This window comes from Pseudomonas sp. D3-27 (assembly GCF_051132165.1).
In the GTDB taxonomy this organism is placed as follows: Bacteria; Pseudomonadota; Gammaproteobacteria; order Pseudomonadales; family Pseudomonadaceae; genus Aquipseudomonas.
Genome location: NZ_CP071667.1, coordinates 649,760 through 666,928, shown reverse-complemented (window position 1 = coordinate 666,928; position 17,169 = coordinate 649,760). Strand labels below are relative to the sequence as shown.

16 protein-coding genes are annotated in these 17,169 nt (G+C 60.7%); 1 reads left to right on the top strand and 15 read right to left on the bottom strand.

All coding sequences use genetic code 11. From position 1 onward, the window contains the following. Positions 1-93: 93 nt before the first annotated feature. Positions 94-516 carry an OsmC family protein gene (locus J3P92_RS03020; protein ID WP_008061600.1) on the bottom strand — a complete coding sequence of 141 codons (423 nt, stop codon included), beginning with the start codon at positions 514-516 and terminating at the stop codon, positions 94-96. A gap of 238 nt (positions 517-754) precedes the next feature. On the opposite strand from J3P92_RS03020, the gene crp reads away from it, so the two are divergent. Then, positions 755-1,399, top strand: coding sequence for a cAMP-activated global transcriptional regulator CRP (crp, locus tag J3P92_RS03015; protein ID WP_420764853.1), 645 nt, complete (start codon positions 755-757; stop codon positions 1,397-1,399). Here the strand turns inward: crp and J3P92_RS03010 are convergent. From J3P92_RS03010 to J3P92_RS02945, 14 genes are all read right to left on the bottom strand, one after another. Next, positions 1,396-2,088, bottom strand: coding sequence for a lipoate--protein ligase family protein (locus J3P92_RS03010; RefSeq protein WP_434649882.1), 693 nt, complete (start codon positions 2,086-2,088; stop codon positions 1,396-1,398). The two genes, crp and J3P92_RS03010, sit on opposite strands and share 4 nt — an antisense overlap. Before the next feature lie 2 nt (positions 2,089-2,090). Next, complete coding sequence (gene trpC, locus J3P92_RS03005; protein WP_434562020.1) at positions 2,091-2,927, bottom strand: indole-3-glycerol phosphate synthase TrpC; 837 nt, start codon at positions 2,925-2,927, stop codon at positions 2,091-2,093. After that, the gene (gene trpD, locus J3P92_RS03000; protein ID WP_420764856.1) at positions 2,924-3,973 is read right to left on the bottom strand and encodes an anthranilate phosphoribosyltransferase; all 1,050 of its coding nucleotides are present in this window, start codon (positions 3,971-3,973) and stop codon (positions 2,924-2,926) included. Before trpD ends, trpC begins: the two co-directional genes overlap by 4 nt. Before the next feature lie 9 nt (positions 3,974-3,982). Next, positions 3,983-4,576: an aminodeoxychorismate/anthranilate synthase component II gene (locus J3P92_RS02995; RefSeq protein ID WP_420764857.1), complete on the bottom strand. Its 594-nt coding sequence runs from the start codon at positions 4,574-4,576 to the stop codon at positions 3,983-3,985. 85 nt (positions 4,577-4,661) lie between these two features. Beyond that, positions 4,662-6,143 (bottom strand): anthranilate synthase component I, encoded by a 1,482-nt coding sequence (trpE, locus tag J3P92_RS02990; RefSeq protein WP_420764858.1) that lies wholly within the window; start codon positions 6,141-6,143, stop codon positions 4,662-4,664. Positions 6,144-6,213: 70 nt separating this feature from the next. After that, entirely contained in the window at positions 6,214-7,032 is an 819-nt protein-coding gene (locus J3P92_RS02985; RefSeq protein ID WP_434609226.1) for a phosphoglycolate phosphatase, read from the bottom strand. After that, a complete protein-coding gene (gene rpe / locus J3P92_RS02980) occupies positions 7,029-7,703 on the bottom strand; it encodes a ribulose-phosphate 3-epimerase (protein ID WP_420764860.1) in 675 nt (224 codons plus the stop codon). The genes J3P92_RS02985 and rpe overlap by 4 nt, the downstream gene beginning before the upstream one ends. A gap of 78 nt (positions 7,704-7,781) precedes the next feature. After that, a complete protein-coding gene (locus J3P92_RS02975) occupies positions 7,782-8,930 on the bottom strand; it encodes an iron-containing alcohol dehydrogenase (RefSeq protein WP_434562012.1) in 1,149 nt (382 codons plus the stop codon). 204 nt (positions 8,931-9,134) lie between these two features. Next, positions 9,135-9,959: an ABC transporter permease gene (locus J3P92_RS02970; RefSeq protein WP_420764862.1), complete on the bottom strand. Its 825-nt coding sequence runs from the start codon at positions 9,957-9,959 to the stop codon at positions 9,135-9,137. A gap of 12 nt (positions 9,960-9,971) precedes the next feature. Then, positions 9,972-11,219 carry an ABC transporter permease gene (locus tag J3P92_RS02965; RefSeq protein WP_434649881.1) on the bottom strand — a complete coding sequence of 416 codons (1,248 nt, stop codon included), beginning with the start codon at positions 11,217-11,219 and terminating at the stop codon, positions 9,972-9,974. Positions 11,220-11,444: 225 nt separating this feature from the next. Further along, the gene (locus tag J3P92_RS02960) at positions 11,445-12,488 is read right to left on the bottom strand and encodes an ABC transporter substrate-binding protein (protein WP_042730717.1); all 1,044 of its coding nucleotides are present in this window, start codon (positions 12,486-12,488) and stop codon (positions 11,445-11,447) included. A gap of 50 nt (positions 12,489-12,538) precedes the next feature. Then, positions 12,539-13,663 (bottom strand): ABC transporter ATP-binding protein, encoded by a 1,125-nt coding sequence (locus J3P92_RS02955; protein ID WP_434649880.1) that lies wholly within the window; start codon positions 13,661-13,663, stop codon positions 12,539-12,541. A 345-nt stretch (positions 13,664-14,008) separates the two neighbouring features. Continuing rightward, positions 14,009-14,686, bottom strand: a complete 678-nt coding sequence (locus J3P92_RS02950) for a response regulator (protein ID WP_434649879.1) — start codon at positions 14,684-14,686, stop codon at positions 14,009-14,011. A gap of 57 nt (positions 14,687-14,743) precedes the next feature. Further along, entirely contained in the window at positions 14,744-17,140 is a 2,397-nt protein-coding gene (locus tag J3P92_RS02945) for a PAS domain-containing sensor histidine kinase (RefSeq protein ID WP_434649877.1), read from the bottom strand. Between the last annotated feature and the right edge of the window lie 29 nt (positions 17,141-17,169).

The following is a 17,169-nucleotide window of genomic DNA, read 5'->3' as shown; positions in this document are numbered from 1 at the left end:
CCGATCACTGCCCTGAAAAAAGTGGCGCATTATGCAGACGTCAGCTTCTGATCGCCAGAGCTTGCACCGCTTTTGTGATGGTTGGATGTCGATTTAACCCAACTCGATGATTTCATAATCATGGGTGATTTCGACGCCTGCCGCACCGAGCATGATCGAGGCCGAGCAGTATTTCTCCGCCGACAGCTCAATGGCGCGCTTGACCTGGGCCTCCTTCAACCCTCGGCCCTTTACTACAAAATGCATATGGATCTTGGTGAACACCTTTGGATCCTCGGTCGCGCGCTCGGCTTCCAGAAAAGCTTCGCAGCTTTCCACTGCCTGGCGCGACTTCTTGAGGATGCTGACCACGTCGAAATTACTGCAGCCACCCACACCCAGCAGAAGCATTTCCATTGGTCGAACACCCAGGTTCCGACCTCCGGCATCCGGCGGGCCGTCCATGACAACTACATGACCACTGCCCGACTCACCGAGGAACATGGCTTCGCCAGCCCATTGGATGCGTGCCTTCATCGCCAAGACTCCACTGTCAAAAAAAGGGGGCGCCAGCTTAGCACAGGGCCCCGTCATGGCAGCGGTCGCCTGGGGTTACTTGGAGCTGATACAGCTAAGTAAATTCTCGAATCAATTTTGAACGCCTCTGTTAAGCTGGCGCCCAATCGCTGGCGTATGGCCAGCTTTTTTTGCGAAAGCTATTCGCACCCACAACAACACCAAACCAACACAAAGCGCAGTTTTCCGGGACACAACCATGGTTGCTATTACTCCCACGTCCAAGATCAAGAATCTCGACAAACTCTTGATGCATTGCCAGCGTCGCCGTTACCCCGCCAAGCACAACATCATCTGCGCAGGTGATCGTTCCGACACGCTGTTTTTTATCATCAAGGGTTCGGTCACTATCCTGATTGAAGATGACGATGGGCGAGAGATGATCATCGCCTACCTCAATTCAGGGGATTTTTTTGGCGAGCTAGGGTTGTTCGAACAGGCGGGGAAAGAGCAGGAACGCAGTGCCTGGGTGAGAGCCAAGGTCGAATGCGAAGTTGCGGAAATCAGTTACGGCAAGTTCCGGGAACTGTCGCAGCAAGACCCGGACATCCTTTACGTCCTAAGTGGACAAATCGCACAGCGCTTGCGCAACACCACTCGCAAGGTCGGCGACCTCGCCTTCTTTGATGTAACAGGCCGCGTTGCCCGCTGCCTCCTGGAACTGTGCAAGCAACCCGACGCCATGACTCATCCGGACGGCATGCAGATCAAGGTGACCCGCCAGGAAATCGGTCGGATCGTGGGCTGTTCGCGGGAAATGGTCGGCCGGGTACTCAAGGATCTGGAAGAACGTAACCTGGTCAATGTCAAAGGCAAGACCATGGTGGTGTTCGGAACCCGCTAAAGGCTGTCGAGCAAGTTCTGATAGAGCGTTTGGAGCCGTTCCAGCGCGTGAGGCGCCGGGTATTTTTCATGGAGGGCGATGTGGCTCTCGGCGCGCACGCGCTGCTCCAGGCCACACGCCTCATTGAAACGATTGACCGCATCCACCATGCAGTCGCGTTCGTCTTCCAGCAACAACGCGCCATGCACCAGCCCTACAGGCCGTTGCCCGCCCTTGCTCTGGCGCCAGCGCTGCGCAGTGCCGACCATCTTGCGACCGTCAAGATTGACATTGAAGCGCCCGTCACAAAACGCTCCCTCCACTTCACCCAGCGAAGCGACCCCGCCCAACTCATCGAGCAACTGGCAGATGGGATCGCACAAGCGGCGGTAAGCGATTTCGATCCGACCGTGGTCACCCTCGCTTCGCGGTGGTGCGTAGACCAACGCGATATTGACGGTGGCAGCGGATTGAGGCACCGGCTCACCGCCGGTTTCACGCAACAGCACGGGCCACCCATTGGCGGCCGATACTTCACAAGCCAGCTCGAAGCCAGGCAAACGGCTCAAGCGCCGCGGCATGACCAACGCGCGGTCACTGGGCTGCCAGAACAGCAAGCCGGACTCAGCGTCCCCGGCGCAGATGCTGGCCAGCAGGTCCTGTTCGGCTTGGAGTCCGTTTTCAACGGTGAAGGCTATGGCTGGAGGCATCATCAGTCCAGCGTCGAGCCGCTTACCGGAACGCCGCGCTCAGGGAAAAACAACCGCTGCAATTCCGTGCCCGGGCTTTCAGCCCGCATGAACGCCTCGCCCACCAGGAACGAATACACATCGCTGACTTCCATCAACTCGACATCGGCCCGGTTGAGGATGCCGCTCTCGGTGATGACCAGCCGATCACGGGGGATCCGTGGCAACAGGTCCAAGGTCGTCTCCAGGCTGACTTCAAAGGTGTGCAGGTTGCGGTTGTTCACGCCAACCAGTTTGGTGTCCAACGTCTTGAGGGCACGCTCCAGCTCGTCGCCATCATGAACTTCCACCAGCACATCCAGGCCAACGTCCTTGGCGACCGCAGCCAACTCGGCCATCTTCACGTCGTCCAGGGCAGAGACGATCAACAGCACGCAATCGGCGCCCAACGCTCGCGCCTCGACGATTTGATACGGATCGATCATGAAGTCCTTGCGGATGACCGGCAACTTGCATGCCGCCCGAGCCTGCTTGAGGTAATCGTCCGCACCTTGGAAAAAATCGACATCGGTCAGCACCGAAAGGCAGGTCGCGCCGCCTTTCTCGTAGCTCTTGGCAATGTCGGCCGGAACAAAATGCTCCCGGATCACGCCCTTGCTGGGGGAAGCTTTTTTGATCTCGGCGATTACCGCCGGTTGCTTTCTCTTCGCCTGGTCGATCAATGCCTGGGCAAAGCCACGTGGCGCGTCCGCCAAACGTGCGAGGGCTTCAAGCTCGGTCAGACTGACCCGGGCACTGCGCTCGACGACTTCCTGCCTTTTGCGGGCCAGAATGTTTTCCAGAACCGTTGGCACGCTCATCCTTCATTCTCCACTTTGAATACGGCGGTAAATGCGCCCAATTCTTCCAGTTTTTCCCTGGCCAGCCCGGTGTGCAATGCATCGTGGGCGAGCTCTACGCCTTGCTTGAGGCTGCTGGCGTGATCAGCGGCGTACAACGCGGCACCCGCGTTGAGCATGATCATTTCCGCCGCTTTCTGGCCATTCTCCGTTTTACGACGTCCCAGGGCATCGCGGATCAACTCCAGCGACTGGGCCGGTCCATCCACCGCCAGGCCATGCAGGCTCTGGCTCTTCATGCCCAGGTCTTCAGGTTCGACCCAATATTCAGTGATCTGATCGTTTTTCAGCTCAGCCACGAAGGTCGGCGCGGCGAGACTGAACTCATCCAGGCCATCCTTGGAATGGACCACCAATACGTGTTTACTGCCCAGGCGCTGCAGGACCTCGGCCAAGGGGCGGCACAGCGCCTGGCTGAATACGCCGACGACCTGGTGCTTCACGCCGGCCGGATTCGTAAGCGGGCCGAGCATGTTGAACAGCGTGCGCAGCCCCAGTTCACGGCGCGGTGCCGCCGCGTGCTTCATGGCGCTGTGGTGGGTCTGGGCAAACATGAAACCGATGCCGACGCTATCGATACACCGCGCCACCTGGACTGGCGTCAGGTTCAGGTAGATACCGGCGGCCTCCAGCAAGTCGGCGCTGCCGCTCTTACCCGAGACAGCGCGATTGCCGTGTTTGGCGACGGTGCAGCCGGCTGCCGCAACCACAAACGCCGAGGCCGTGGAAACGTTGAAGATGTTGGCGCCATCGCCCCCCGTACCCACGACATCCACCACGCCGTCCAGCGTCTTGAGTTCAACTTTGTCCGCCAATTCACGCATGGTCGTGACTGCACCGACGATCTCGTCGATGCTCTCGCTCTTCATGCGCATGGCCATCATGAACGCGCCGATCTGCGCATCCGTGCATTGGCCGGTCATGATTTCGCGCATCACGTCGCGCATTTCATCGGTGCTCAGGTCGAGCTGGCCGACGATACGGTTCAGGGCTGCCTTGATATCCATGAAAAGTCCTTAGCGCGTGCCGCCGCTTTGTTTGAGGAAGTTGGCGAACAGCTCGTGGCCCTGCTCTGTGAGGATAGACTCGGGGTGGAATTGCACACCCTCAATATTTAACGTCTTGTGTCGCAGTCCCATGATCTCGTCCACCGAGCCGTCTTCGCGCTGGGTCCAGGCGGTCAATTCCAGGCAATCAGGCAAGGTTTCGCGCTTGACGACCAGGGAATGGTAGCGAGTGACCGTAAGCGGATGATTCAGGCCTTCGAATACGCCCTTGTCTTGGTGGAACACCGGGCTGGTCTTGCCATGCATGACTTGCCGGGCGCGCACGACGTCGCCACCGAACGCCTGGCCGATGGACTGGTGGCCCAGGCAGACACCGAGGATCGGCAATTTGCCGGCGAAATACTTGATGGCCTCGATGGATACGCCCGCTTCGGTCGGCGTGCACGGGCCGGGCGAGACCACGATACGTTCGGGCTTGAGGGCCTCGATCTCGGCGATGGTCAGCTCGTCGTTGCGCACCACCTTGACCTCGGAGCCCAGCTCGCCGAGGTATTGCACAACGTTGTAGGTAAAGGAGTCGTAATTATCGATCATCAGCAACATGGCGTAGCAACCTTTGGATTCACTGACTTTAAATACGGCCTCGGAGCGCGAAAAAGCTCCGGGCCACAGGTTGTCGGGGAGCAATTCAGTTGCCTGAAGTCTGCTCCGCCAACGCCACGGCGCGGAACATCGCCCGCCGCTTGTTCAAGGTTTCTTCCCACTCCAACGCGGGCACAGAGTCGGCGACAATGCCACCGCCCGCCTGTACATGCAGTTCGCCGTTCTTGATGACCGCGGTGCGAATGGCGATGGCCGTGTCCATGTTGCCGTTCCAGGCGAAATAACCCACCGCGCCGCCGTACACACCGCGCTTGACCGGTTCCAGCTCGTCGATGATTTCCATCGCCCGGATTTTCGGCGCGCCAGACAAGGTCCCCGCCGGCAGGATCGCCCGTAACGCATCCATGGCCGTCAATCCGGCCTTCAACTGGCCGGTGACGTTGGACACGATGTGCATCACGTTGGAATAGCGCTCGATGACCATTTTCTCGGTGAGCTTCACCGAACCCACTTCCGATACCCGCCCGGTGTCATTGCGGCCAAGGTCGATCAGCATCAGGTGTTCGGCAATTTCCTTGTCGTCCGACAGCAGGTCTTCTTCCAGAGCCCGATCCGCTTCTTCCGTGGCGCCGCGAGGACGAGTGCCGGCAATCGGACGCACGGTGATCAGGTTGTCTTCGACTCGCACCAGCACTTCCGGCGAACTGCCCACGACGTGGAAGTCGCCGAAATTGAAGAAGTACATATAGGGTGTGGGGTTGAAGCAGCGCAGCGCCCGGTAGAGGTCGATAGGCGCGGCCTTGAAGTCGATGGACATCCGTTGCGACGGCACGACTTGCATGCAGTCGCCGGCGAGGATGTATTCCTTGATGGTATCGACGGCCCGTTCGTAATCGTCCTGCGTGAAGCTGGAGCGGAACACCGGGTCGGTCGCCGACTGCTTGCTGAAATCCAGGCCTGGGCGTGGCGTGATCGGCTGGCGGAGTTTTTCCAGCAGCGCCTGCAGGCTTTTCTGACCTTGCTCGTAGGCATCTTCCTGAGACGGATCGGCCAGGACGATCGCGTGCATCTTGCTCGCCAGGTTATCGAAGACGACAACCGCATCGGAGACCATCAACAGGATGTCCGGTACGCCCAACGGATCAGGGTTGGGACAAGTGCCGAGGCGCTTCTCCACATAGCGCACGCAGTCGTAGCCGAAATAACCCACCAGGCCGCCGTTGAAACGGGGCAGGCCGGGGATGGTCGGCACGTTGTAGCGAGCCTTGAAGGTCTCGACGAACGCCAGCGGGTCTTCGGCTTCGAGGCTTTCGATCTCAACGCCGTCCTGGGTCACGCTGATGTGATGGCCATGCACCCGCAACACGGTGCGACACGGCAAGCCGATGATGGAATAACGGCCCCATTTCTCACCGCCCTGCACCGATTCGAGCAGATAGGAGTTGGGCTGGTCAGCCAGCTTGAGATAGATCGACAACGGCGTGTCGAAGTCGGCCAGGGTTTCGCAGGCGAGCGGGATGCGGTTGTAGCCGGCAGCGGCTAGACGCAGGAATTCTTCGCGGATCATGGGGTGCCTCGTGGCAAGAGGAGCTGTCAGTCAGGTATGCAAACGCGCCGGATAACCGGCCAGGAACAAGTCAGGCGCGCCAACGCCAGCGGGCCAAGGCCTTCATGACTTTCATCCAGAGTTTGCGAGTGACCACCACGATGGCGTTTCCAGAAGAGGATTGAACAGCGTCGGGCAACGTTATCTCAGCGGCCGGGTCCAGGCAACCGGGAATTAACAGGCGCAAATCATCGATCACCAGTGTCGGAAACTCTTCGGCGATCGGCCGGCCGTGGTTGTAGCCATAACTCAGCGCCACGCATTTGACTCCGGCCGCCTTTGCCGCCAGCACATCACTGCGCGAGTCGCCGACGAACAGCGATTGGGAAGCCGGGACATTGGCCATTTTCATCACGAAGAACAGCGCGGCCGGGTCTGGCTTTTTCTGCGGCAGGGTGTCGCCGCCGATGATCCAGCGAAAATATCGGCCGATTTTCATCTGGTCCAGCAGCGGCGCGACGAAGCGTTCCGGCTTGTTGGTGATCAACGCCATCTCCACGCCTTGCTTGTGCAGCCATTTGAGCGTGGAACGCACTCCGGGATAGACCACTGTCAGTTCGTGGTTGCCTTCGTAGGCTTCGTTGAAAAGCTCCATCGCCCGCTCGGCCTCGGCTTCATCGACGCCCTGGGCATCGATGTGGTTGGCCAGGGCCCGGCGCACCAGCATGGGCGCGCCGTTGCCAACCCATTGGCGAACCGCGTCGATACCAGCGGGGGGACGTCCAAGTTTGAGCAGCATGCTGTCCACGGCTGCCGCGAGGTCCGGGACCGAATCAACCAGCGTGCCATCGAGGTCGAACATCACCAGGCGCGGCAGGCTGCCGGGAAACAGCTGCTCGAAACCGCTCATGGGCGCGCCAGGGCCAATTCGGCGCGCATTTTCTCAATGACCTCTTTGTAGTCGGGCGCATTGAAGATCGCCGAACCGGCGACAAAGGTGTCGGCGCCGGCCGCGGCGATTTCGCGGATGTTGTTCACGTTCACGCCACCGTCGATCTCCAGCCGGATGTCGCGCCCCGAGGCATCGATCAGCGCCCGGGCTTCGCGCAGCTTGTCGAGGGTGCCCGGGATGAACTTCTGCCCGCCGAAGCCGGGGTTGACGCTCATCAGCAAGACCATGTCGACCTTGTCCATCACGTATTTGAGTACATCCAAGGGCGTTGCCGGGTTGAACACCAGGCCAGCCTTGCAGCCACCTTCGCGGATCAACTGCAAGGAGCGGTCGACATGCAACGAGGCTTCCGGGTGGAAGGTGATATAGGTCGCGCCTGCCTCGATGAAATCACCGACGATGCGATCCACCGGGCTGACCATCAGGTGCGCGTCGATCGGAGCGGTGATGCCGTACTTGCGCAGCGCCGCGCAGACCATCGGGCCGATGGTCAGGTTGGGTACGTAATGGTTGTCCATGACATCGAAGTGCACGATGTCGGCCCCGGCGGCCAGAACGTTGTCCACTTCTTCGCCCAAGCGGGCGAAGTCGGCGGAGAGAATCGACGGAGCAATAGCGAAGGGCTGCATGACGCACCTGTTTTGAGCGAAATCACGATGGCGCGCATTGTATACCTCAAGATTTGGCGCGCCCACCGTGGCAGACGATCAATACGCCGCGCGGTAGATCTTCTCGATATCGGCGGCGCTCAGTTGCCGCGGGTTGTTGCGCATCAGCCGCTCTATCCCCGCAGCCTCCGCTGCCATGGACGGGATCACATCCTCGGTCACGCCCAAGCCGCTGAGCCCTGAGGGGATTTCAACGGCGGCACACAACGCAACCATGGCTTGCACCGCCTCGTCCGCGGCTTCGAGGTCGCTCAGATGGGCGGTCTTGATGCCCATGGCGTCGGCGATGTCTCGCATGCGTTCGACACAGGCCATTTTGTTCCACGCCATGACATAAGGCAGCAGCAACGCGTTGGCCACACCATGAGATACATGGAACCGCCCGCCCAGCGGATAAGCCAGCGCGTGCACAGCCCCCACCCCGGCATTGCCGAACGCCATGCCCGCCATCAGGCTTGCGGTGGCCATGTCTTCGCGGGCTTGCAGGTGCGAAGGGTTGGCGTAGGCCTTGGGCAGTGCGCGGGTGATCAGTTTGATTGCGCCGATGGCCAGGGCATCGGTGATCGGTGAAGCATTGAGCGACAGATAGGACTCGATCGCGTGCACCAGCGCATCGACACCGCTGGCGGCGGTCACCCCCCGCGGGCAGGTGAGGGTCATTTGCGGGCTGACCAGCGCCACGTCCGGCAACAGGTAATCGCTGACGATGCCTTTCTTCAGCTGTGCAGCCTTGTCGGAGAGGATCGCCACGTTGGTGACTTCCGACCCGGTACCGGCCGTGGTGGGGATGGCGATCATCGGCGGGCCTTTGCGCGGCACCTGATCGACGCCGAACATGTCTTGCAGTTCGCCGTGATAACCGGCATAGACGCCCACGCACTTGGCGATATCGATGGCACTGCCGCCACCCAGGCCGATCAGGCCGTCATGGCCACCGTCGCGGTAGGCTTGCATGCAGTCTTCGACGATGGCGATTTCCGGGTCCGGCATGACCCGGTCGAAAATCTCGTAGTCGCGACCGCCAAGATGCTGCAGCGCCAACTCCACGGTGCCGGACTTCACCAGCGCCGCATCGGTCACGATCAGCGGGTTGTCGACATCCAACCGCGTCAGTTCCGCCGCCAGTTGCTCGATGGCAGCGGCACCGGTGATCAGTTTGTGGGCGATCTTGAACGAGGAAAGACTCATGTGCGCGGCCTCTTGCTCGAGAGTGGGCTGGCACAAGGATAGCTCGGTATGGCGGGTTGTCTGCTATTCAGCGTGTGAATGCCCCAACGAATCCCAATGTGGGAGCGAGCCTGCTCGCGAAGCGGAGTGTCAGCCGACATAAAACGTTGAATATGCCACCGCATTCGCGAGCAGGCTCGCTCCCACACTGCTTTACCGCAAGTCTCAGACCTGGGTAGTACGCAGCTTCTCGCTGCGCCCACGCAACCACTCCAGGGTCAGCAACAGGATCACCGAGAAGGCGATCAGCAGCGTTGCTGCCGCCGCGATGGTGGGGCTGAGGTTTTCACGGATGCCGCTGAACATCTGCCGAGGCAACGTCGCCTGCTCCGGCCCCGCCAGGAACAAGGTCACCACCACTTCATCGAACGACGTCGCGAAGGCGAACAGCGCGCCGGAAATGACGCCCGGGGCGATCAACGGCAAGGTCACCCGGCGAAACGCCGTCAATGGCGACGCTCCGAGGCTGGCGGCAGCCCGGACCAGGTTGTGGTTGAAGCCCTGCAAGGTCGCCGAAACGGTGATGATGACAAACGGTACGCCCAGCACAGCGTGGACGACGATCAGTGAAAAGAAGCTGTTACCCATTCCCAACGGCGCGAAGAACAGGTAGCTGGCCACGCCGATGATCACCACCGGCACCACCATGGGCGAAATCACCAGGGCCATCACCAGCGCCTTGCCCGGGAAGTCGCCACGGGTCAGTCCGATAGCGGCCAATGTGCCAAACACCATCGCCAACAGCGTCGCCGCCGGGGCGACGATGATGCTGTTCTTCAAGGCCCGCATCCATTCCGCCGAAGCGAAGAAGTCGTGGTACCACTGCAGCGAAAAGCCCTGCAACGGGTAAACCAGGAAGCTGCCGGAGTTGAACGACAATGGAATGATCACCAGCACCGGCAGGATCAGGAACAACAGGATCAGCCCGCAGAGTATGCGCAAGCTGTAGAACCACACCCGTTCGACGGGGGACATGTAAGGACTCAGCATTTCGATCTCCCCTTAGCTCAGGCGCAGGCGACTGGCGCCCACCAGCCAGCTGTAAATCAGATAAAGCACGATGGTCGCCAGCAACAGCAGGCCGCCGAGCGCCGTGGCCATGCCCCAGTTGATGCTGGTGTTGGTGTAGAACGCGACGAAGTAGCTGACCATCTGGTCGTTCGGGCTGCCCAGCAGCGCTGGGGTGATGTAGTAGCCGATGGCGAGAATGAACACCAACAGGCAACCGGCACCGACACCTGCGTAGGTCTGCGGGAAGTACACCCGCCAGAAACTGGCGAACGGGTGGCAACCCAGGGAAATCGCCGCGCGCATGTAGGTGGGCGAGATACCCTTCATCACGCTGTAGATCGGCAGGATCATGAACGGCAGCAGGATGTGGACCATGGAGATGTACACACCGACGCGGTTGAACACCAGTTCCAAAGGTTTATCGATGATGCCCATGGCCATCAAGGCGCTGTTGATCAAGCCTCCCGATTGCAGCAGCACGATCCACGCCGCCACACGCACCAGAATCGAGGTCCAGAACGGCAGCAGCACCAGAATCATCAACAGATTGCTCTGGCGCGACGGTAGGTTCGCCAGTAGATAAGCCAACGGATAGGCGAGCACCAGGCAAATGGCTGTAATGACCAGGCCCATCCAGAAGGTGCGGGTAAAAATGTCCAGGTAGATCGCCTGGTCGGGAGTGGCCGGCGCGAGTTCACCGAGATCGTCGATGCGATGGTCGACCGCCGCTAGCAGGTAGTACGGCGTGACGTCGCTGGTGTTGCGGCGGATCACCTGCCAATAGGCCGGGTCACCCCAACGTTCGTCGAGGCCTTCGAGCGCTTCTTTATAGGAAGCCGGTTCGGCAGCGAACGGCAGCGCCCTGGCAGTCTTGGTCAGGAGGCTGCGATAGCCGGCCAGTTCCATGTTCAATCGTTTGGACAGGTCGCCCAAAGTCTGATTTTTCCGGGCTTCGGCCAGGTCCTCGCTGGCTGCCTTGTAAACAGGCTCGCCTGGCAATCCACGTCCATCCCAGGTGGCGACCGCAGCCACGGTGCGCGGCATTGCGTTGACCACTTCCGGGTTGCTGACGCTTTTGAACAACAGCGCGACGATGGGCACCAGGAACACCAGCAACAGAAACAGCACCAACGGCGCGATCAAGGCCTGGGCCTTCCAGCGGTTGACCCGCTCGGCGCGCTTGAGCCGCTGCTTTAGGGTGGGGCTGGTGCCCGCGTTCAGTGGAACGGCGATGGCCATGGCGAACTCCGCAAATCTTTTTATCGTTACAGGGGCGGCGGGCCGCCTCTGTTCTTTTGAAACCACAACCTGGACGTACGCGTGATCGTGGCGAGGGAGCTTGCTCCCGCTGGGCCGCGAAGCGGCCCCAAAAATGTCGGCAATGCCTATCTCGTGAGTGCTGCGCACTCAAGCGGGAGCAAGCTCCCTCGCCACAAAAAGCCTCGCCTCCCAGGAAGACGTGGGTTACTTCGCCGCCCAGGAGTTGAAGCGCTGTTCCAGTTGCTCGCCGTTGTCAGCCCAGAAGCTCACGTCGATCTGCACTTGGTTGGCAATGTTCTCCGGAGTGGTCGGCATGTCCTTCAGGACATCCTTGGCCAGCAACGGAACAGCCTGGGTGTTGGCCGGGCCGTAGGCGATGTTTTCCGAGTAGGTCTTCTGCTGCTGTGGCGCCACAGAGAAGGCGATGAATTTCTTCGCCGCTTCTGCGCGCGTCTTGTCCAGGCCACGAGGAATAGCCCAGGCGTCGAAGTCGTAGATGCCGCCGTTCCACACCACTTTCAGGTTGCTTTCTTTCTGCACCGCGGCGATCCGGCCGTTGTAGGCCGAGCTCATGACAACGTCACCGGAAGCGAGGTATTGCGGCGGTTGGGCACCAGCTTCCCACCATTGGATGTTCGGCTTGAGTTCGTCCAGCTTCTTGAAGGCGCGGTCCTGGCCATCTTTACCAGCCAGCACTTTGTAGACGTCTTTGGGCGCCACGCCGTCGGCCATCAAGGCAAATTCCAAGGTGTACTTCGCGCCCTTGCGCAGGCCACGCTTGCCCGGGAACTGCTTGGTGTCCCAGAAATCAGCCCAGCTGGTCGGCGCGGTTTTCAGCTTATCGGCGTTGTAGGCCAGCACGGTCGACCAGACGAAAAAGCCCACGCCGCAAGGCTGGATGGCGCCCTTGACGTAGTCTTCGGTCTTGCCGAACAAGGCCGGATCGAGCTGCTCGAACATGTCCTCGTCGCAGCCACGGGACAATTCCGGCGACTCGACTTCCACCAGGTCCCACGAGACGCTCTTGGTATCGACCATGGCCTTGACCTTGGCCATTTCGCCGTTGTACTCGCCCGCCACGATCTTGCCATTGCCGGCCGCTTCCCACGGTGCGTAAAAGGCTTTGACCTGAGCCGCCTTGTTCGCCCCGCCGAAAGACACCACGGTCAGGTCCGGGCCCGCCGCCATCGCGCTTGCCGCACCCATCATGCCCAATGTCAGGGCTGTGAACTTCAAGGATCTCAACATTTATTGTTCTCTCCACGTGCAGGGTTGGTGTTGGTACAGCAGGGGGGCGATCAGTTCGCCTCTAAAAGGGGATCGAGCGCGCGCACATGCTCGACTTGCCAGCCAAGCGGAACCACGTCCCCGACGGCGAGCGCGGGATCGAGCTCGGCAATGGGCTGTTTCACGAAGAAGTCGTTCTTGCCGCAGACCTCCAGGCGAACCCGGACGTGGTCGCCCAGATAGATGAATTCCGCCACCCTCCCTGAAAAGCGGTTGACGCATTGTTCGCTGAAGCCGTTGAGGCTCACCCGCTCCGGCCGGATCGAGAGCGTCACCGGCTCGCCAGGCTGGCCGACATTGACGGCCAGGGCCTCGACTTTCTCACCGCGCCCCAACTCCACCAGGCAGCGATCGCCGGTCTGGCTGTGCAGGCGGCCGTTGAGGCGGTTGTTTTCGCCGATGAAGTTGGCGACGAAGGTGTTTTTCGGTTCTTCGTACAGTGTGCGCGGCGGGGCGATCTGCTGGATCTCGCCCTGGTGGAACACGGCCACACGGTCGGACATGGTGAGGGCTTCGCCCTGGTCGTGCGTCACGTAGACCACGGTGACGCCGAGGCGCTGGTGCAGGTGCTTGATTTCCATCTGCATGTGTTCGCGCAGCTGTTTGTCCAATGCACCAAGGGGTTCGTCCATCAAGACAAGTTGCGGCTCGAACACCAGCGCCCGGGCCAGGGCCACGCGCTGCTGCTGGCCACCGGACAATTGCGCCGGATAACGCTGGGCGAAGGTTTCCAGCTGGACCATGCTCAAGACTCGCTTGACCCGATCACCGACGTCGCTCTTGTTCAAGCCGCGAACGGTCAACGGGAAGGCCAGGTTCTCGGCGACGGTCATGTGGGGGAACAAGGCGTAGTTCTGGAACACCATGCCGATGTCGCGCTTATGAGGCGGCACGTTGTTGATGGAACGGCCAGCCAGCAGGATTTCACCGGCGGTCGGAGTCTCGAAACCGGCGAGCATCATCAGGCTGGTGGTCTTGCCGGAGCCGGAAGGTCCGAGGAGGGTCAGGAATTCGCCTTTGCGAATGTCCAGGTTGAGGTCTTTGACGATCAGGTTCTCGCCGTCGTAGCTCTTTTGCACACCACGAAAGCTGACCAGCACATCACTGGCCCCCGCGCTTGAATCGACCTGGCTCATACCCGCACCTTTTGTATTGATGACTGCTTGTGAGTCCAAGCCTAGTGGAGCCCGGGACCCGCGCAAATCGGGCCGCAGGAGAGAATCGCCTCAGCCGGATGGAAGAGTCGGGGTAGGGATTTCCCTACACGGGTGGCGGGATTGGATAAGTGCAGTGGCAAGTTTCAAGCAGCGAGCTGCAAACCGGGGCAAGCGCTGTGCTAGGGCGTGTCGCAAATGGATATGCCAACACAAACCCTGTGGGAGCGAGCTTGCTCGCGATGGCGGTCTGTCAGCTACCTATGCGCTGTATGGTCCGACGCTATCGCGAGCAAGCTCGCTCCCACAAGGGGACGATGGTGGGATTCAGAGCAACTTGTGCTCCATCGCGTATTTCACCAGTTCCGCCAGCGAGGTGATGTTGAGTTTCTGCATCAGCCGCGCCTTGTGGGTACTGATGGTCTTGCTGCTCAGGGCCAGTTGCTGGGCGATGTCGTTGACATTGGCGCCTTGGGCGAGGCGTTCGAAGACTGAGAACTCGCGCTCCGACAATAGTGAATGCAGCGGTCGGGTGTCGGTCAGGCCCACTTCGAAGACCATGCGGTCGGCCAGGTCCGGGTCGATGTAGCGTCCGCCGGCAGCGACCTTCCGAATCGCCATGAGCAGCAATGCCGGGTCGCTGTCCTTGGTGGCATAGCCGGCGGCGCCGACCTTAAGGGCGCGAGCCGCCATTTGCGCTTCGTCATGCATGGACAACACCAGGATGGCCGGCGGGTTGTTCAACGACCGGATCCGTGGGATCGCCTCCAGGCCGTTGACGCCCGGCATGGAAATATCCAGCAGCACGACTTCGCAGGGCACGTGTCGCAGAGTCTCGAGCAGTTGTTCGCCATTGCTCGCCTCCCCCGCCACCACCAGATCCTTGGCCAGGCCGATCAACTGCTTGATCCCTTCGCGGACGATGGTGTGGTCTTCGGCTACCAGTACACGGATCACATTGTTCTCCAGATTCAGAATCTCATCGCGAGCAAGCTCGCGTAACATTAATCCATGTGGGAGCGAGCTTGCTCGCGATGCGGTCACCCCGGATAACCACTCCCGTCATGCCTCACCCAACGGCACGCGCACCGACAAGGTCGTCCCCTCCCCCGGCTCGCTGCCCAGAGTCAACTGTCCGCCCATGATCAACACACGCTCACGCATGCCAACCAAGCCAAAGGACGTTGGCCTACTGGCGTCGGCAATGAATCCTACACCGTCATCGCTGACCGTCAGGCATAGATGGCCGCCTTCCTGGGTCAGCGTCAGTTCCACAGTATGCGCCTGGGCGTGGCGCATCACATTGGTCAGCGCTTCCTGGAGAATCCGGAACAGACCGATGGCCTTCGCGTCGCTCAACGGTGGCAAGTTGTCAGGCACCTGCACCAGGCACGGGATGTGGGTACGCGCCTCGAAGCGCCGTGCCTGCCATTCAATGGCCGAAGCGATACCGGCATCCAGGATAGGTGGGCGCAACGCTGTGGCCACGTCTCGCACCAGTTGAAACAGCTGGGCGATCAAGCGCTTCATGCTGTTGAGCCGCTCCTGCAGGCCAGGATCCAGCTGCGCGTAGGCCAATTCGCACATGGAAGTCTCCAGCTTCAGCACCGTCAGCATCTGGCCCAGCTCGTCGTGGACCTCCCGGGCAATACGTGCTTTTTCTTCCTCTCTTACGCTTTCCAGGTGCGCCGACAACTCACGCAACTGTTCACGCGAGCTGGCCAGCTCCAGTTCGATGCGCTTGCTTTCAGTGATGTCCCAGACGATACCGTCCCAGACGTAGGCGCCATCCTCGAGACGACGTGTGATTGCCTTGATCTCGGCCCAGCGTTGCTGCCCTTCGCGCGTCAGGATGCGGCCTTGCCATGACCAGTCGCTGTCGCTGTCCAGCGCCTGGTCCTGGGTGCGGTGGTAATCGGCCTTGTCGTCCGGATGGACCAGGCTGCGCAGACCGGTATCACTGCGGGCCAAAGTCGCCGGGGAGTAGCCCACCAGGCTTTCGCTGCCTTCGCTGATGTAGGCAAAGTCGATTTGTTCAGTCACCGGAGCCCGCTCCAGTCGAAAGACCAACCCCGGCACGTTCGCCGCGATGCCTTGCAGGCGCGCCTCGCTTTCACGCAAAGCCGCCAATGCGCGTCGACGCTCCGTCACGTCGTTAAGGTAGACGACCAGGTATTCGGCATCGCGAAAACGCAGGAAACTCAGGGAAACGTCGGCCGGCAGGATGCTGCCATCGGCGCGCACACATTCGGTCTCGAAACTCTGCGGCCCGTCTTCACTGGCTCGGGCGCGCTTCCACAAATTCAACCAACGGTCCATGTGCAAGCCCGGCTCGAAATCGATCAGCGGTCGGTCGATGATCCCGCCCGGGCCGTAGCCCAGCATGGTTTCGGCGGCGCGGTTGGCGTAGCGCACATGGCTGTCCCAGTTGACCCAGAGGATGCCGACCGTACTTTGATCGATGGAAAACTGCGTCAGCCGCAAGGCTGCTTCGCTGGCGGTGCGTTGGGCGATGTCCTCTCGCGCGGCACGCAACCGGCGCTCCAGTCCACGTTGCTGGCGGCGTTGCCAAGACACGGTGGCCACGCTGGCGAGCAGCAATGCCAGCAACAGCAAGGTCAGGTTCTGCCAGAAACCCGGAGTTTCGGTCAGGCGCGGGTATTTCGGCTTGAGCCAACGACTGTGCAGTTGCTCAAGTTCCTTGGCCGGGATGGCTTGCAGCCCCTTGTCGATAATTTCGGCCAACTGGGGCCAGTCCCGGCGCGTGGCGACCCGTAGCAACTGTGGCGACCCAATATCGCCCACCACCGCCAGTTCCGAGAACTCGGGCTCGACCATCAACCGTCCCAGCTGCGCCTCATCGACCACCGCGAACCGCGCCTGCTGGGTCAGCAACAATTGCAGCGCCTCGCGCTCCATCGGCACCCCTTGCAGGTTCAACGCTGGGTAATTGCTGCGCAGATAATCCGCCGTGGCGCTGGGCATGCGCACCGCAACGCGGACCTGGCCGTCGAGCTTCTCCAGCTCCACGCCCTCGGCGCTTTTCTGCGCGCCGACGATCAATTGCGGCACTCGCATGTAAGGGTCGGAAAACTGCCAGAGCCTGAGCCCGACCGGGGTTTGGGTCAGGCCGGGCGCGACATCGATTTCGCCGTCACGTACCGCTGCTTCCAGCTGCGCGACGTCTTGGAAATTGCGCCAGGTCAACTCGACGTTCAGCGTCTTACCCAGCCATTGCATCAACTCGACATGGGTACCGGACAACCGCTGTAAACGCCGATCGTATTGTGCATAGGGGGCCTGCAATACCACGCCGACCCGCAGCTGTTGATGTTGCGTCAGCCATTGACGCTGTTCCGCACTCAGTTGCACGCCATGAACCTGCGGCGCAGGCGCAGCCCAAGCCATCAAGGGAAGCCATAAACAGCCGATAACCCACAGGCAGCAATAACGCATCATCGAAGTCTCATGCACTGACAAATACTGAC

Bases quoted from the DNA above. Each gene is read 5' to 3' on its own strand.
- J3P92_RS03020 (WP_008061600.1), bottom strand. From the start codon at position 516: ATGAAGGCACGCATCCAATGGGCTGGCGAAGCCATGTTCCTCGGTGAG.
- crp (WP_420764853.1), top strand. From the start codon at position 755: ATGGTTGCTATTACTCCCACGTCCAAGATCAAGAATCTCGACAAACTC.
- J3P92_RS03010 (WP_434649882.1), bottom strand. From the start codon at position 2,088: ATGCCTCCAGCCATAGCCTTCACCGTTGAAAACGGACTCCAAGCCGAA.
- trpC (WP_434562020.1), bottom strand. From the start codon at position 2,927: ATGAGCGTGCCAACGGTTCTGGAAAACATTCTGGCCCGCAAAAGGCAG.
- trpD (WP_420764856.1), bottom strand. From the start codon at position 3,973: ATGGATATCAAGGCAGCCCTGAACCGTATCGTCGGCCAGCTCGACCTG.
- J3P92_RS02995 (WP_420764857.1), bottom strand. From the start codon at position 4,576: ATGTTGCTGATGATCGATAATTACGACTCCTTTACCTACAACGTTGTG.
- trpE (WP_420764858.1), bottom strand. From the start codon at position 6,143: ATGATCCGCGAAGAATTCCTGCGTCTAGCCGCTGCCGGCTACAACCGC.
- J3P92_RS02985 (WP_434609226.1), bottom strand. From the start codon at position 7,032: ATGAGCGGTTTCGAGCAGCTGTTTCCCGGCAGCCTGCCGCGCCTGGTG.
- rpe (WP_420764860.1), bottom strand. From the start codon at position 7,703: ATGCAGCCCTTCGCTATTGCTCCGTCGATTCTCTCCGCCGACTTCGCC.
- J3P92_RS02975 (WP_434562012.1), bottom strand. From the start codon at position 8,930: ATGAGTCTTTCCTCGTTCAAGATCGCCCACAAACTGATCACCGGTGCC.
- J3P92_RS02970 (WP_420764862.1), bottom strand. From the start codon at position 9,959: ATGCTGAGTCCTTACATGTCCCCCGTCGAACGGGTGTGGTTCTACAGC.
- J3P92_RS02965 (WP_434649881.1), bottom strand. From the start codon at position 11,219: ATGGCCATCGCCGTTCCACTGAACGCGGGCACCAGCCCCACCCTAAAG.
- J3P92_RS02960 (WP_042730717.1), bottom strand. From the start codon at position 12,488: ATGTTGAGATCCTTGAAGTTCACAGCCCTGACATTGGGCATGATGGGT.
- J3P92_RS02955 (WP_434649880.1), bottom strand. From the start codon at position 13,663: ATGAGCCAGGTCGATTCAAGCGCGGGGGCCAGTGATGTGCTGGTCAGC.
- J3P92_RS02950 (WP_434649879.1), bottom strand. From the start codon at position 14,686: ATGTTACGCGAGCTTGCTCGCGATGAGATTCTGAATCTGGAGAACAAT.
- J3P92_RS02945 (WP_434649877.1), bottom strand. From the start codon at position 17,140: ATGATGCGTTATTGCTGCCTGTGGGTTATCGGCTGTTTATGGCTTCCC.